Consider the following 14146-nt stretch of genomic DNA (forward strand, 5'->3'; position numbering starts at 1 on the left):
CGCGATTTGTCACAATTGTTGCACTGTGCAAATCATTGCAGAGCAGCGTCCAAAAAAACCTGAATACTATGCTTTAATTGCTTTCCATAAGTGCTTCACTACAAAACCTTTCAGGAGCGAAACTCAAAAAGTCGCTAACTTAATGAAGAAAGAACGTTGTCTATGATAATCAAAATTCTGAAACTAAGGATAGTACTTCGGAAAAACTTACTCCAATTATTGTCACTGAATTTCTGCGATTGGGCAAATGAATGGTTCTTTTGAAAGAGATGACTTCGAATACTTGCAGCAAGAAAATTCTATAATCATTCGTCAACAATCAACTCATGGGCAACACTCGAAAATCCCTTGTCCGCTTCCTGTGCTTCCCCAGCTGCTAACCTCTACATCGAACTGCTCCGTATCTTGATTCCAGTCGATGCTTATTGAACCTGTCGGAGTTCTGTAGGCCCACGCATAATAAAGTGTACAGCACTCCTCACCCTTTACTAGCTTGGTCTCAATGCGTGCTTCGCCGGAGACGATCTTTGACTCTGAAGTGTAATTGCATGCCAGAGGTGGACCGCTGCATTCGAGACTCCAACTGATCTTGCCTCTCTCTGCTCCCCAGAGCCATTTGATGATAACGCTGCCAGTCTTCTCTCCAGCAACCGGTAAGAACTCCTCTTCCACAACGACACTTCCAATTATTGAATCCCAGACTATGTTATTCTCATCCACTAGGGCGATGGTTGTGAACTCCGAACCGGAACCAACAGTTCTCCAGTTCAATTTGACCTTGTGCTGCCCCAGTTCAACAAGCTCCTCAACCGACTCGGCAAATTCGTCCTGGTCAGCAGACGGAATTGAAGAGAGAAGAATTATCGATGCAAAGGAAGGATCTATTATGTCTATCTGGAAAAGCCGAACGGAATCGGGATCTGTAAGCAACTCGAGTGTTTCCTTTAGGTCATTGTCATTAGCTATCGTTCCACGGTAATCCCAGGAGATCAGTTCGAGTGAATTCGAGAATAGAAGATTCCAATCGTTCATGACAGCTTCTACGGAGTTCTTCACTTTGTCGGGAGTTCCATTTAAACTGAAACACCCGGCGAAAAACAAAACAATGAAAAGTACTATTCCAGCGGAAAAAAGGTATTTCTTCATAACAATCGTCTCCTTTATCCCGATCGTTTATCTCCTATTTAAGTTTACCAGTTCTTCCTGAAAAGTGATTCTCTCCAGTTGAGTCTGTAATTAATGTGTATCCACGTCATCGAATAACAGGGCAAACATATGAAAGACATCACAAAGATCTTTGAAGTTGTCGGATTTCTCATCTCTTTGAATCTTTCGTATGCTTCGGTAATCACGGTTTTATCAGCATCATTGAAGATCGTCAGGCCTGGACTTACGAGACTCCAGGGTCTTCAATATTTTCGTCCAATTCGCAATCCTTGTGGAAAGGGATATTGAAGTCGAGAAAAACCCGTTAGCAGTGGAGAAAGAGGGGTGAACACAGCGTGCTTTCACATGGAATCCATAGCTTCTATCAGAACGAGATCTCTCCACTTTCGTTGCTTTTCCCAGCATCGGTCGAATAGAATTCTAATATGAAGAATCCAGCGCTAAAAGTAGCGTTTCTGTACATATTATTCGGAATTCTGTGGATACTCCTGTCGGATATAGTTGTAGACTGGATGTTCGTTGACAGAAGTATCGCAACTCATGCACAGACTTACAAAGGCTGGGCCTTTGTGCTCTTCAGCGGGATTCTCTTCTACTTTCTCATTTACCGTGAGTTCAGCGAGAAAAACAAAACTCAACTTGAACTCGTGAAGCAGAAAGACTTTTCCGACGCAGTCCTCGACACGGCGGGCGTTTTTGTTGCAGTATTCAATAGCGAAGGAATCATTGTCTTCTCAAACGAGACTTTCGAGGAGATTCTCTCACTCAAATCGGAGGATATGGTTGGAAGGAATTGCTCCGAAGTATTCGCAACCCCCGATCTTGCAAACTGGATCGAGAAGACTGTAAGCAGAACACCGGACAAGAAGGTAGAGAACTTCTATGAGGCCGATTTAGAAACCTCGTCGGCTACTCTACATGTCCGATGGGCACTGAGCAATCTTACAAGCTGGAAAGGGGAACATGATTACTTCGTTTTGACAGGTGTAGACATAACTCAACTGGTAGAATCCGAAAGAAGCGCAACGCATAGACTGGCAAATATTCGTGCATTGCACGAAATTGATATGGCAGTCAGCTATCACTTCGAGCTTGAAAAGATGCTGGATGTCTTTCTCGAAAGATTGATCTCGAGGCTTGGCGTAGATGGCGCCGATGTCTTCTTGATTGACAATAGCCGTAGTGTTCTGAGATACGCTCATGGAATGGGAATAGTCACTGGAGAAATGGACTTCAGAGAACTTCCATTGGAAGGAACAATACCTGGTTCAGTTGCTTCGTCGGGAAAGCCTTACTCCGGTCCGTTGGACACCTCTAGCAATCCCGAATGCCCAAGGCTCAAGAACCTGATAGATATGAAAGTGAAGGACTATCATGCTGTACCTCTTGAAACAAGAGGAAGAATTCTGGGAGTCCTTGAAACATTTGACACGATGCAGATTCACAGAGATAGTGAATGGAACGACTTTCTTCAGACGCTCGCGGCACAAGCTTCACTCGCGATAGATGTTGCTCTGATGATCGACAATTTGAGAGAAAGCAACAGAAAGATCGCAAAAGCCTACGATCAGACCCTGGAAGTTCTTGCAGGAACACTGGAAATGAGAGACATGGACACCGAGGAACACTCAAGGAGAGTAACCGATCTTACAGTTCAACTTGCCAAGAAGATGGAGGTAACGGAAGAAGAACTGGAGAGTATTTATCGAGGAGCATTGCTTCACGATATTGGCAAGATTTCAATACCAGACAGCGTTCTATTGAAGAAAGGGCCTCTCACTGAAGAAGAATGGAGAATAATGAGAACTCATCCTGTAACCGCATATGAAGTCTTGTCGCAAGTGGAGTACCTCCGGCCTTCACTGGATATTCCTTACTGTCACCATGAACGCTGGGACGGAAGCGGATATCCCCGCGGACTCAAAGGAGAGGAGATCCCTCTCGCAGCGAGGATATTCGCAGTTGTAGATGTATACGACGCACTGACTTCTGATCGACCCTACCGAAAGGCCTGGAGCAAAGAAAAAACGATTGAATACCTTCTTGAGAACTCAGGATCTCAGTTTGACAGGCACGTTGTAAAAGAATTCCTTGAAATCCTTGAAAGTTATCCTCCACTATGATCTTCTACTACCAGGATCTCAATTTCACTCCTGATGAACCCCTCCGCAATTACACCTAAAAGTGGCGATTGCAATAGTGTCCCATTCAAGAGTTATCGTTATGTCGGCAACCTCATAGGTAGTGCCATCAACAAGCCAATCTTCAAAATGATACCCGGCATCAGGCGTTGCGCTCAAATTGACCTCAGCACCCTTATCATAGGAATATATTCCGACATCGGGACTAACGGTTCCCCTTCCGGACTTATAGATTTCTAGAGTAACTTTTTCCACCTCTTGCACAAACGTGGCCGAAACTGACTTATCACGGTCCATAACAACTGAAACGTTCTGGCTATCTGAGTAATTAGAACCATCTAAGTACCACGCTTCAAAACCCCATCCTTCTGCGGGAGTAGCCGAAAGCAGGACGGTGGTTCCCTCTATGTAGTTGTGATTTCCGACTGAAGGACTAACGGAACCCTGACCGGCTGGCTGAGCCATTGTCAAGGTAAAAACTGTTGGCGGCTCTTCAACAAAAAAGGCCTTAGCCGTCTTGCTGGCATTCATTGTGATTGTTATCTGCTCAGAACCTGAGAAGAATTCCCCATCTATCTGCCAGAAATCAAAGTCCCAGCCGTCGGACGGTGTTGCAGCAAGGGAAACCTCGGAGCCCTCTTCATAAACACTGTTCCCGACGGCAGGTTCGACATCTCCACTACCTGAAGGTTCAAGCATTGTAAGTGTGTGAGTCTTACGAACAAAAATGGCCCTCACGTTTCTATCAGTGTTCATTGTGAGTTCGGCTTCATGTTCAGTGGAATAGACTGCATCTTCGACAAGCCAGTGTTCAAAGAGCCACCCTTCTGCCGGTGTCGCTTGAAGTGTTAAAGACTTTCCTGCATCATACTTGTGATCTCCGACAGCCGGAGCAACCGCTCCCTGACCAATTGGTTCGTGCATAGATAGAGTGACCGAAGCCACAGGCTCCTCGTTGAAAAAAGCCTTTACTATTTTATCTGCGTCCATAAACAATTCCGTCTCTGCTTCACTCGAATAGAAAACGCCGTCAACCTGCCATCGATCGAATTCCCAGCCTTCTGTCGGAGTAGCTGAAAGACCGACCAAGGTAGAATAATCAAACTGATACTCTCCCGGTTCTGGTGAGACACTTCCCTCTCCTTCTTCATCTTCCATGGTTAAGGTAACCGGTTGTCTCGAGAAGAAGGCTTTGATGGTTTTTTCAGAATCCATAACCAGCTTTGTCTCTTTCTCATTTGAATAGAATTCCTCATCTACCTCCCATCGGTCGAAGTCCCACCCGTCGTCCGGCACTGCCAGAAGATCTACAGACGTGTTGATCAAGTGTTTATGATTTCCGGGAAGGGGCTGAACCTCTCCTCCCTCATCTGGCTCGAGCATAGTTAGAGTTACGGTCTTGAAGATACACCCAGTAGATAGGAAGACAAAAGAAATTGCTGCAACGAAGATCATAAGTTTGTGAAACCTGAGTTTTCCATTCCTGTAGGTTCTCATAAAAAACCTCCCAAATACATATTTATCTTCCGCGTTTCACGGTCCTCTCTCAACCGTATTATATTCCCGATTGTTTGTGAAAAAAATCATTATCAACAGTCATCCAATGATAGGTGACCCTAATCTATTAATGGTTGCAATCTTATCTGCCAAAAATTCTCACGGGACATAGAAGAAGGTCAACGTCCACGCATGCTTTTGCAGAAGCACTATAATGTGAAGGTAATTGAATAGAAAATGTATTAAGCCAAGAGGTACGCTAGGAGCTGATGTTCAGATCTTTGGGGAATCTATCTCGGAAGAGAGAACAGATGTCCTTTTAATTTGACTTTTTTCAGATTATTCTTTATGAAGCAAGACTCATACAAAACTCTATAATAGCTTTATATACATATCTGATGCTACTGAGAATTGAACCAAGAACTGATTGGCAATCAAGATTGTGGCAAGTGCGTTTACTGGAATTTAGATCGGAATGGAAATCTCTGGCCTCCAGAAGAGCTAGGAGGATCAATCAATTGCGCCGCGACGATTTTCAAATTAACCGGAGAAAAGTATTGTCAATCCTTCTAGATATTATTAACTGGCAATCATGAATTCTTAAAAGAGGAAGCACTTGATTCCTATGATCCATGCCCAAGTGCAGAAGAGATTCTTGACACAACCTTCTTGAGTAGATCGGAGTATTTTTTCATGACTTCCTCTTCCATCCTGAATATAGGACCGGATATGCTTACCGATGCGACAACCATGCCGGATGAATCGAATATCGGAGCTCCAACACATGCTACACCGTCTTCGTTCTCCCCCCTATCGAAAGCTGTCCCTCTTGATCTTATCCTTTCCAGCTCCTCCCTTAGCTTTGCTTTGTCTGTTATTGTCTTCGAAGTCTGGGGAACAAGGTCAAGAACGTCAATAAGCTGTTCACGATCAACCTCGGGAAGAAAGGCAAGTATCGCCTTCCCCACAGCAGTACAGTAGAGAGGGGCCCGTCTTCCTATGTATAACTTTGTGTGAAGAGATTTGAAGCTTTCGAAGCCTTCAATCGAGACAACCTCCGTTCCGTCGAGTATGCCCATGTGTATCGTTTCTCCAGTCTGAAAGTGGAGTTTCTCCATTTCGGCAAAGGCCACATCCTTAAGCCTCATAGAAGAGAGATAAAGACTTCCCAGCTCAAAAAGCTTTATCCCTATCCTGTATGTAGAAGTCAGGCTGTCCTTTTCGAGAACGTGTTCTTCACAAAGGGCCTCCGTGATTCGATACACGGTCGCCTTGGGCAAACCGCTCTTTTTCGTCAGATCGTCAAGGCTCAATCTCGATTCTTCAAGACTGAATGAACTGACGATTTTGACGATCCTCTCAACACTCTGCATTTAGATCCCTCAACTATGATCTGACCTTAATGCGCATACCCCAGCAATCTTGGCAGCCACAAAACGAAATCAGACCAGTAAGTAATGATTACAAGTCCCATAACTTCTATCGGTATCCAGTATTTTAGCATCTCTTTAAAAACCTTTCCGACGGGAGTCTTGCTTATTGCGCTCGTTATGAATCCGGTCTGCCCGTAAGGAGGCGTATCCAGCGCAAGCATAAGGTTGAAAGTGGTTACGATCCCGAAGTGAACGGGGTCGATCCCCACCGCCCTCACAAGTGGAAAGACTATCGGTATTACAACCAGCTGTATGACGGATACGTCGAAGAACATTCCAAGTATGAAGAAGAGAACGTTCACACTCAGAAGCAGCACCCACGCGCTTGACAGAAGACCCATATCTACGAAGACGTTAGTGAGCAAGAGCGGTATCTCTTCTCTTGCAAGCACATATTTCACAACAAAGGCGCCGGCAATCATGAAGCTAATTGCACCGACATTATATACGGTCTTTAGCATTATCCTCTTTAATTTCTTCAATCCAAGCGTTCGATAAATGAAGATGCTGACGAGAATTGAATATGCAGCGAGAACCGCAGCAGATTCAGTTGGAGTGAATATTCCCCCGTAGATCCCGGCTAGGAGAATAATCGGAGCCATTAGAGCGGGAAAGGACCTAATGAAACTCTTCGCTAGTACTTTCAGCGGATATCTCTTTCCTACCGGATAGTTTCTCTTCTTCGAAAGGTAGAAGGCCATACCGGCCTCGAGAAAACCCAGAAAGAGCCCAGGAAGAATTCCCGCGAGAAAGAGGTATCCCAGAGAGGTTCCTGTCAGCATTGCATAGATTACCATCGGTATACTGGGAGGAATAAGCGGAGAAATCGTTGCCGAAGCGCACGTAACCGCACAGGCAAAGGGGCCGTCGTAACCGTCATCCATCATAGCCTTTATCTCTATTGTCCCAAGTCCAGATACGTCGGCTATTTCCGAACCGCTCATGCCGGCGAAAATGATGCTGGCTCCTATATTTGCATATGCAAGACCGCCACGCATGCCACCCAGAAGCTGTTTCAAGAAGCCGAAAAGCCTGTCGGTTATCTCGGTATCGTTCATCACGTTTGCAGCAAATATGAACATCGGAACTGCCAACAAGACATCCTGAGCTCTCAATTCTATTGCCATTATGTCGAGGAAGATTCCCAAGTCCATTCCGGAAGTGATGAAGTATGCAAAGCCACCCATGATCATTCCAAACGCTATCGGATAACCCAGGGCAAAGGCAGCACCGAATACTATGAAAAAGAGTATCAATCCCATGGTTCGACCTCCTTGGGAACGATTCTTCCGGAGAAGAGTTCTATGAAACTCTTCACTATCCAGATTACGTTGTGAATGAACGTCAATGCCATGAAAATTGGAAAGCACATGAAGAGATACGTCCAGGGAATCCTTAAGACTTCAGACTTGATGATCTTATAGAAAAGAACATCGCCAAGCACAGGTCCAAGCGTTACTAAAAGCACAATGCAGAAGAAGAGATCGAACGCTATCTGGAGAAGCAGCTGCGCCTTTCTGCCAAGTTTGAGAAATACAATGTCAAATTTTATGTGTGCATCGAATTTTCTTGCATAAGGCGCTCCGAGGAAAATCGTCCAGATGAAACTATATTGCGCTATCTCGAATAGCTCCGGGGAGGGACTGCTGAATACATACCTCAGAATCACCTGGAAAAAGATACTGAGGAAGAGCAGTCCAAGAAATATTATTCCTCCCCAAGATTCGATCAAATTCAGCGTAATCTGAAAGACTTTGAAAAGTGACGCTAAGAGTTTCTTCATGATAGACCCCCGTAAATGATAGCCTGGACCAGGCTGGCCCTGGTCCAGGAAATACAGCTCATCTTGTCAGTCCACGGGATACGACTGAATTGTTTCGTACATCCCCTTGCCCCAGGCATTGTCAAATTTCTCCTGTGAATAGAATTCTTTCGCAAGGTTCATGAAGGCTTCTTTATCGGGAACTACAATCTCCATGTTGTAGTCGTCAACGAATTGTTTTAGAAGGCTTGACTCCTGTTCCAAAACAAGATAGTTCATGTAGTATCGAGCAACTTCAAGTGCTTTGATAATGTATGTCTTGTACTCAAAGGGAAGTGACTGCCAGAACTTCTCGTATATCACAGGATTAATCATCCCTATTGAATGGTCAGTGAGAACAATGTACTTCGTGACCTCCACAAACATCGCAGACAGATCTGTTGGGAGAGGATTGTCTTGCCCATCGATAGTTCCTAACTTGAGAGCGAGATACACTTCTCCGAAACCCATTGGGGTGGGATTGCTTCCGATAGCACGTCCCATGTCCATGAAGGCCTCGTTGTTGGGCATTCTGATCTTCATGCCTTTGAGGTCTTCCGGCTTGTAAACGGGACCCGCCTTTTCGGTTGTGTTGAGCTGCCTCATACCGAGATACCATGTATCCAGAACCCTCATTCCAGTACTCGAGGCAAGTTCATCGAACCATCCCTTCACCATGGGACTGTTCATTACAGAGTACATGTGGTCAAGATCCCTGAAGATGTAAGCAGCATTCAATACTCCCATCTTCGGCATGTTACCGAGATCGGCAAACCAAGATGGCGCACCGTCCCCGGCCATCTCAAGATCCCCTCTCATAACACCCAGGAGAGACGTCTGTTGATCTCCAAGCTGGCCCGAGTGGAAGACCTTTACCACTATCTTGCCACCACTTAGATTTTCGACAACCTCGGCAAACTTGTTCATTGCCAGAACTTGAGGTTGAGTTGGTGCAGCTACCGTGTTGAACCGTATCGTATAAGTCTCCTCCACGGCAAAACAAATGCTAACTAACAGCAGAACAAGAACAACGATCAATCCCTTTTTCATCGCTAAACCCCCTTTCGGTTTTTTTGTTCTTGAGGCTCAAGAAATTTTCCCGAACTTTCTGAGAGTATCCTTCAGTACTGCTACTTCGTCCTCCTCGATTTCCATGAGTGGCGGCCTTACTCTCGCGACACCCAGTCCCGAGTGGAGTGCGAAGGCCTTTTTTACTGCAGGCAATGGGTTTGTAAGCCGCCTATTTCTGCCAAAGAAAGCGCTGAAAAGCTCATACAGCTCCTTGAAGCTACTTGTCGCTTTGGTGGCGTCGCCAGAGAGGAACTCATCTATCAAGTTCCTCATCATGTCTCCAATTACGTGCGAACCCCCGCTTATAACACCTATTCCACCCTGGCTCATGACCGAGAGAACCATTAGATCGTCTCCGGAATAAACCACGATCTTTCCCTTTGTTGCCTTCAAGAAGGCTGAGGTCTGCAACGGATTAATTCCGGCCTCATCCTTGACGGCAACGATATTCTCAAATTCAGTTAGCTTGGCCAGCGTCGCCGGATCGATATTTGAAGCCGTAAAGAGCGGAATGTTATAGACCATAATCGGAAGATCGGTATTTTTGCAGATCTGAGAAAAGTGATAGTAGATTCCTTCCTGAGTCGGGTGACAGTAATAAGGAACAACTACCATGGAAGCATCGTATCCTAGTCTCGCCGCTTCCTTCGTCAGTTCTACAGTCTCGTGAGTGTTAGCCGTACCTGTTCCTGCTATCAGTGGTACCCTGTCGCCAACTTCTTCTTTAACTTCTGCAAAGAGTCTTACCTTCTCCTCAAAGCTCATTGTGTAGAACTCGCCATTTGTTCCGGCTATTACAAGGGAATCACAGTACTTCTTTCCAATCAAATAGCTAGCTATCCTCCTAGTCATCGGATAGTCGATTGAATAATCAGCTGCAAACGCGGTACTCATCGGTATGAGTATCCTTCCAAACTTGCCAACAACGTCCATAGAAATTCCTCCTTATATTTCATTCATTGAAACGTTATTTCTGTCAATGAAATTGTATCCCCTCATAGGTCATTTATCTAAACTCGTTGAGGTCTATCCTGGACTGACTAGAATCGCAGGCGATCGATTAATCTCAATAGTTATCGAATTTCTTCGCAAAGGCAATCTTTCGTGAGCACATCTTCGACCCGAGCAGAGATCTAGATCTAATAAAGCTAATTACAGTAAAGTTCGATCCATGGAGAAATTGGAATCGAATCAACAATACTTTTCTCAGAGCTGATACTGGATAAGGTAAGGGGAAACCCGGCTCGCCTAACTTAAGAACCGGCGTTTATGTGGAAATTTGCCGAAGGAATGGTTGCGGATCTGGCAAAGGGGTACAAAGAGTTTCTTAGCTAAAGTGAAGGAGAAATATACTTCCTGTCTTGTTTCTCCTCGAAGAAGGCTTTCTTCGAGTTCGACACGTCGGGAGATCTAAAAGACCTGAAAACGACTACAAACTCCAACATGAAGATTGAGAGAGAAATCTATCCGGCAGACATCGGGCTGCGTCTTTATCCAGTAGCCAGATTAATCTGCCTTTCTCGGGAGAAATCTTCGAGACCGGCAGTTCGGAATCCTTGTCAAGAAAGACCTTCTTGACAATATCAGCCTTCGAGACTCCCGTGCCCAAAACGATAACATTCCTGGACTGGTTAAGAGCTCGAAGACCGAGAGTAATCCTTTTTGAAGGTCTGTCTTCATAAGTTCCTTCAGTGGGCAGAACAAGGGAACGGACATCGCTGATTTCCTTCGACCCCGGAAAGAGGGCCCCGGTATGCCCATCCTCTCCAAACCCAAGTATCACAAGATCGAAACTTACGTCACACCCTCTGAAGTAGCTTATCAGTTCACTTCTATAATCGGATACGGCCTCTTCTTGAGAAAGCTCACCCCTGATCCTATGGATGTTCTCGTTGGGAATGCATATTTTTCTCAGCAAGAGCTCATTTACTAGCCAATAATTGCTTTCCTTTTCGCTCGGAGGAACGCATCTCTCATCCACCCAGAAGAACTCGACTCTTACCCAATTTACAGTGCTTTTGAAAGGCTCTTCAGAGAGGATTTCGTAAAGTCTTGTAGGAGTTGAACCTCCCGAAAGAGCCATTGAGAACTTATCCTCGCTGCTGTGCCCTTCGTCTAGAAGTCCGGCAATGTATCTTGCAGCGCCAAACGCCAGCTTCTCAGGATCATCGAATACCTTGAGAGTTCTATTCGACCCCATTTTCTTTCTCCTCTAACAACTCACTTTCTTCGCAGCAGGCAGTGATCCATCTTCTGCCATCTCTGGAAAGAAGACTGTTGCTCTCCTCCGGGCCCCAGCTACCTGTGTCATAAGAGCGAATCGCGACTTCGGAGTTTTCCTGTTTAGCGATGATCGGATCCATGATGCCCCATGCAAGCTCAATCTCGTCAGATCTTGCAAAAAGGGTCGCGTCGCCTTTCATCACATCCAGGAGGAGCCTTTCGTAAGGGTCTGGAAGCTCTTTCTTCCCAAAGCCACTAGAAAAGCTGAAATCCATTTCTACAGTCTTCGTCTTCATTGGGCCGCCCGGGATTTTGGCTTCGAAGAGAAGTTTTATTCCTTCGTCCGGCTGAATGCAAAGCGACAATACATTTGGCCTCAAACTGCTACCGCCATTTGACTGCCCGAACAACTGATGGGGCACGCTCTTAAAATTAATGGATATCTCCGAAACCTTTTTCTTCATATTCTTCCCAGATCTTAGATAGAAGGGCACGCCCTTCCATCTCCAATTGTCCACAAACATCTTTAGCGCAGCAAAAGTCGGCGTTTTTGATTTTTCCGCAACTCCTTCTTCTTCAAGATAACCCTTATATTGCCCAAGAACAACATCTGAACATTTATTCAGTGCTCTCAATACCTTGACCTTCTCATCCCTCAGAGCGTCCGCCTCGAACACAGCGGGGGGTTCCATCGCAATCAAAGTCAAGAGTTGAAGCATATGGTTTTGAAACATATCTCTCAATACGCCGGAGTGATCATAGTATCCGGCCCTATGCTCCAGTCCAACCTCTTCGGCTACAGTTATCTGTATATGATCAACAAACTGACGATTCCATAACGGTTCAAATATCGAGTTGGCGAAGCGAAAGGCGAGAATGTTCTGTACAGTTTCCTTTCCAAGAAAGTGGTCTATTCTGAAGATTTGATCTTCTCCAAAGGATTCGTGAACAAGCCTGTTCAACTCTCTAGCGCTCTGGAGATCTCTACCGAACGGCTTTTCTATGACGATATGAACCTTTCTCCCCTCGGAACCGACGAGACCCGATCTGTTTAGATGCTTCAGAATAGTCTCGTGAACATCAGGGGGAATGGCAAAATAGAGGAGAAGGTTGTAATTCTTCCGGTCATTACTCTCGATGTCCTGTATTCTCTTATTAAGGGCATCGTAGGTCTCCTGTTTATCGTACTCTCCGCGTAAGTACTCTACGCTCTCTCCGAATCCCTCCCAGAGACTGCATACCTTTGGATCCGATCGCGAGTATTCCTTTACACCTGAAAAAAGCCTATTTCGAAAAGCATTGTCAGATAACTCGCTTCTGGAGATACCTATTATGTGGAATCTTTCAGGCAGCAAGCCTTCACATCCAAGAGAATGGACGGCTGGAATCAGCTTGCGTTGAGTCAGATCACCGGAAGCGCCGAATACAATCATTATTGAATTCTCAATCTTCGCCATATCTACTCGCCAGTCCTGTATGTTTTATTTCATGGCCGCCAAACCTGTTTCTTATGGCTGCAAGGAGTTTTGCCGAATAATTCTCTTCAACGCGGCTCTCAATACGCTTCTGCAGTGACAATGTGATTACCGGGGCGGGCACGTCGAGATCCATTGCCTCAACAACTGCCCAACGTCCTTCTCCAGAATCTGCAACCCACGGCTCTATGTTGCGGAGATCCTCATCACCAGCTAGTATATCGCTAATCAACTCCAGAAGCCATGACCTGATCACGCTTCCGTGAAGCCATATATCGGTCACTTCCTTCAAATCGAAATCAAACTCCTTCTTCGCTCTAAGAATCTCAAATCCTTCCGCATATGCTTGCATCAACCCGTACTCTATTCCGTTGTGAATCATCTTTGCAAAGTGGCCGGCCCCCGCTTGGCCGACTCTTCCCCACCCTTTTTCTTGTTCATGCGAAAGTGTTGTGAATATTGGCGCGAGGTTATCTATGATCTCTTTCTCTCCTCCAATCATCATGCTGTAACCTTCTGTCAATCCCCAAATTCCCCCGCTTGTGCCGACATCTACGAAGTTGATTCCTCTTTCCGAAAGTCTCTCCGATCGGCTAATTGAGTCTTTGTAATTACTGTTGCCTCCGTCAATGACGATATCTCCAGAATCTAGCAAGTCTTTAAGAGCATTTATTGTTGTTTCAATTGGAGCGCCTGCAGGAATCATCAACCACAGAATACGAACCGGCGACAACTTCCTCACAAGCTCTTCCAAAGAAAAGGCCGGGCAAAGCCCTATCTCTTCAGCCAGAATCTTTGTAATTTCAGAATTGAGATTATATCCGGTGACAGTATGCCCGCCAGCGACGAGTTTTCTGGCGATATTGCCTCCCATTTTGCCAAGTCCCACTATCCCAATCTCCATAGAAGTATCTCCTTCTCAAGAACTCTGACTCTCAGAAAATTTCTCCGGATCTTCCGACAGCAGAGTCGAGTTGTTTAAGGCGTTACAACCAAATAGATCCAAAATCCGGCTCACAAATTTCCGAAAAGGACGAGTTGCTCATAGTCCTATTGTATCAATCGAGGATGACTCATCCCTCCCTCGTTCGGCAGTGCTTTTATTACTATTCAACTAGCCATCTTCAAGAACCAAATCCGAATTAGCTTTGAGTCTTTGGGTCTTGAATAATTCCCAGTAAGAAAACTTTCATACCGCCCCTTAAAGTTCTGATTTTCACAGTGTATACAAATGACTGATTTTGCTTCTGTCTCTTGTATAATAATTCGATAAATCAACTTTTGTTGATGTGACAAACTCTCTAGATACGCTGTGACTCATTTTTAAGCTGATTTACC

12 protein-coding genes are annotated in these 14146 nt (G+C 45.3%); 2 read left to right on the forward strand and 10 right to left on the reverse strand.

Going from position 1 to position 14146, the window contains the following annotated elements:
- Positions 1-324: 324 nt before the first annotated feature.
- Positions 325-1146 (reverse strand): hypothetical protein, encoded by an 822-nt coding sequence (locus Y697_RS10660; protein WP_121551594.1) that lies wholly within the window; start codon positions 1144-1146, stop codon positions 325-327.
- Between the two features lie 446 nt (positions 1147-1592).
- On the opposite strand from Y697_RS10660, the gene Y697_RS10670 reads away from it, so the two are divergent.
- A complete protein-coding gene (locus Y697_RS10670) occupies positions 1593-3290 on the forward strand; it encodes an HD domain-containing phosphohydrolase (protein ID WP_121551596.1) in 1698 nt (565 codons plus the stop codon).
- Positions 3291-3314: 24 nt separating this feature from the next.
- On the opposite strand, the gene Y697_RS10675 is transcribed toward Y697_RS10670, so the two are convergent.
- From Y697_RS10675 to dapA, 6 genes are all read right to left on the reverse strand, one after another.
- Complete coding sequence (locus Y697_RS10675; RefSeq protein WP_121551597.1) at positions 3315-4805, reverse strand: InlB B-repeat-containing protein; 1491 nt, start codon at positions 4803-4805, stop codon at positions 3315-3317.
- A gap of 623 nt (positions 4806-5428) precedes the next feature.
- On the reverse strand, positions 5429-6178 hold the full coding sequence (locus Y697_RS10680) for an IclR family transcriptional regulator (RefSeq protein ID WP_121551598.1): 750 nt from the start codon (positions 6176-6178) through the stop codon (positions 5429-5431).
- Between the two features lie 26 nt (positions 6179-6204).
- The gene (locus Y697_RS10685) at positions 6205-7500 is read right to left on the reverse strand and encodes a TRAP transporter large permease (RefSeq protein WP_121551599.1); all 1296 of its coding nucleotides are present in this window, start codon (positions 7498-7500) and stop codon (positions 6205-6207) included.
- The gene (locus tag Y697_RS10690) at positions 7491-8021 is read right to left on the reverse strand and encodes a TRAP transporter small permease (protein WP_121551600.1); all 531 of its coding nucleotides are present in this window, start codon (positions 8019-8021) and stop codon (positions 7491-7493) included. The genes Y697_RS10685 and Y697_RS10690 overlap by 10 nt, the downstream gene beginning before the upstream one ends.
- 66 nt (positions 8022-8087) lie before the next feature.
- Positions 8088-9089, reverse strand: coding sequence for a DctP family TRAP transporter solute-binding subunit (locus tag Y697_RS10695; protein ID WP_121551601.1), 1002 nt, complete (start codon positions 9087-9089; stop codon positions 8088-8090).
- Between the two features lie 36 nt (positions 9090-9125).
- Complete coding sequence (dapA, locus tag Y697_RS10700) at positions 9126-10043, reverse strand: 4-hydroxy-tetrahydrodipicolinate synthase (RefSeq protein WP_121551602.1); 918 nt, start codon at positions 10041-10043, stop codon at positions 9126-9128.
- Between the two features lie 46 nt (positions 10044-10089).
- Here dapA and Y697_RS15015 point away from each other — a divergent pair, with 46 nt between their 5' ends.
- Positions 10090-10218 (forward strand): hypothetical protein, encoded by a 129-nt coding sequence (locus tag Y697_RS15015; RefSeq protein ID WP_259462504.1) that lies wholly within the window; start codon positions 10090-10092, stop codon positions 10216-10218.
- A gap of 321 nt (positions 10219-10539) precedes the next feature.
- Here Y697_RS15015 and pgl read toward each other — a convergent pair whose 3' ends face one another.
- Genes pgl through gnd form a run of 3 tightly spaced genes read right to left on the reverse strand, consistent with a single transcriptional unit; the run spans position 10540 to position 13712 of the window.
- Entirely contained in the window at positions 10540-11310 is a 771-nt protein-coding gene (gene pgl / locus Y697_RS10705; protein ID WP_121551603.1) for a 6-phosphogluconolactonase, read from the reverse strand.
- A complete protein-coding gene (gene zwf, locus Y697_RS10710; RefSeq protein WP_121551604.1) occupies positions 11297-12790 on the reverse strand; it encodes a glucose-6-phosphate dehydrogenase in 1494 nt (497 codons plus the stop codon). Before zwf ends, pgl begins: the two co-directional genes overlap by 14 nt.
- Positions 12777-13712 (reverse strand): phosphogluconate dehydrogenase (NAD(+)-dependent, decarboxylating), encoded by a 936-nt coding sequence (gnd, locus tag Y697_RS10715; RefSeq protein WP_121551605.1) that lies wholly within the window; start codon positions 13710-13712, stop codon positions 12777-12779. Before gnd ends, zwf begins: the two co-directional genes overlap by 14 nt.
- Positions 13713-14146 lie beyond the last annotated feature (434 nt).

It is taken from the genome of Mesotoga sp. BH458_6_3_2_1, assembly GCF_003664995.1.
Taxonomy (GTDB): Bacteria; Thermotogota; Thermotogae; order Petrotogales; family Kosmotogaceae; genus Mesotoga.

Excerpts from the sequence above, each read along its gene's own strand:
- Y697_RS10660 (WP_121551594.1), bottom strand. The coding sequence starts at position 1,146 with ATGAAGAAATACCTTTTTTCCGCTGGAATAGTACTTTTCATTGTTTTG.
- Y697_RS10670 (WP_121551596.1), top strand. The coding sequence starts at position 1,593 with ATGAAGAATCCAGCGCTAAAAGTAGCGTTTCTGTACATATTATTCGGA.
- Y697_RS10675 (WP_121551597.1), bottom strand. The coding sequence starts at position 4,805 with ATGAGAACCTACAGGAATGGAAAACTCAGGTTTCACAAACTTATGATC.
- Y697_RS10680 (WP_121551598.1), bottom strand. The coding sequence starts at position 6,178 with ATGCAGAGTGTTGAGAGGATCGTCAAAATCGTCAGTTCATTCAGTCTT.
- Y697_RS10685 (WP_121551599.1), bottom strand. The coding sequence starts at position 7,500 with ATGGGATTGATACTCTTTTTCATAGTATTCGGTGCTGCCTTTGCCCTG.
- Y697_RS10690 (WP_121551600.1), bottom strand. The coding sequence starts at position 8,021 with ATGAAGAAACTCTTAGCGTCACTTTTCAAAGTCTTTCAGATTACGCTG.
- Y697_RS10695 (WP_121551601.1), bottom strand. The coding sequence starts at position 9,089 with ATGAAAAAGGGATTGATCGTTGTTCTTGTTCTGCTGTTAGTTAGCATT.
- dapA (WP_121551602.1), bottom strand. The coding sequence starts at position 10,043 with ATGGACGTTGTTGGCAAGTTTGGAAGGATACTCATACCGATGAGTACC.
- Y697_RS15015 (WP_259462504.1), top strand. The coding sequence starts at position 10,090 with ATGAAATTGTATCCCCTCATAGGTCATTTATCTAAACTCGTTGAGGTC.
- pgl (WP_121551603.1), bottom strand. The coding sequence starts at position 11,310 with ATGGGGTCGAATAGAACTCTCAAGGTATTCGATGATCCTGAGAAGCTG.
- zwf (WP_121551604.1), bottom strand. The coding sequence starts at position 12,790 with ATGGCGAAGATTGAGAATTCAATAATGATTGTATTCGGCGCTTCCGGT.
- gnd (WP_121551605.1), bottom strand. The coding sequence starts at position 13,712 with ATGGAGATTGGGATAGTGGGACTTGGCAAAATGGGAGGCAATATCGCC.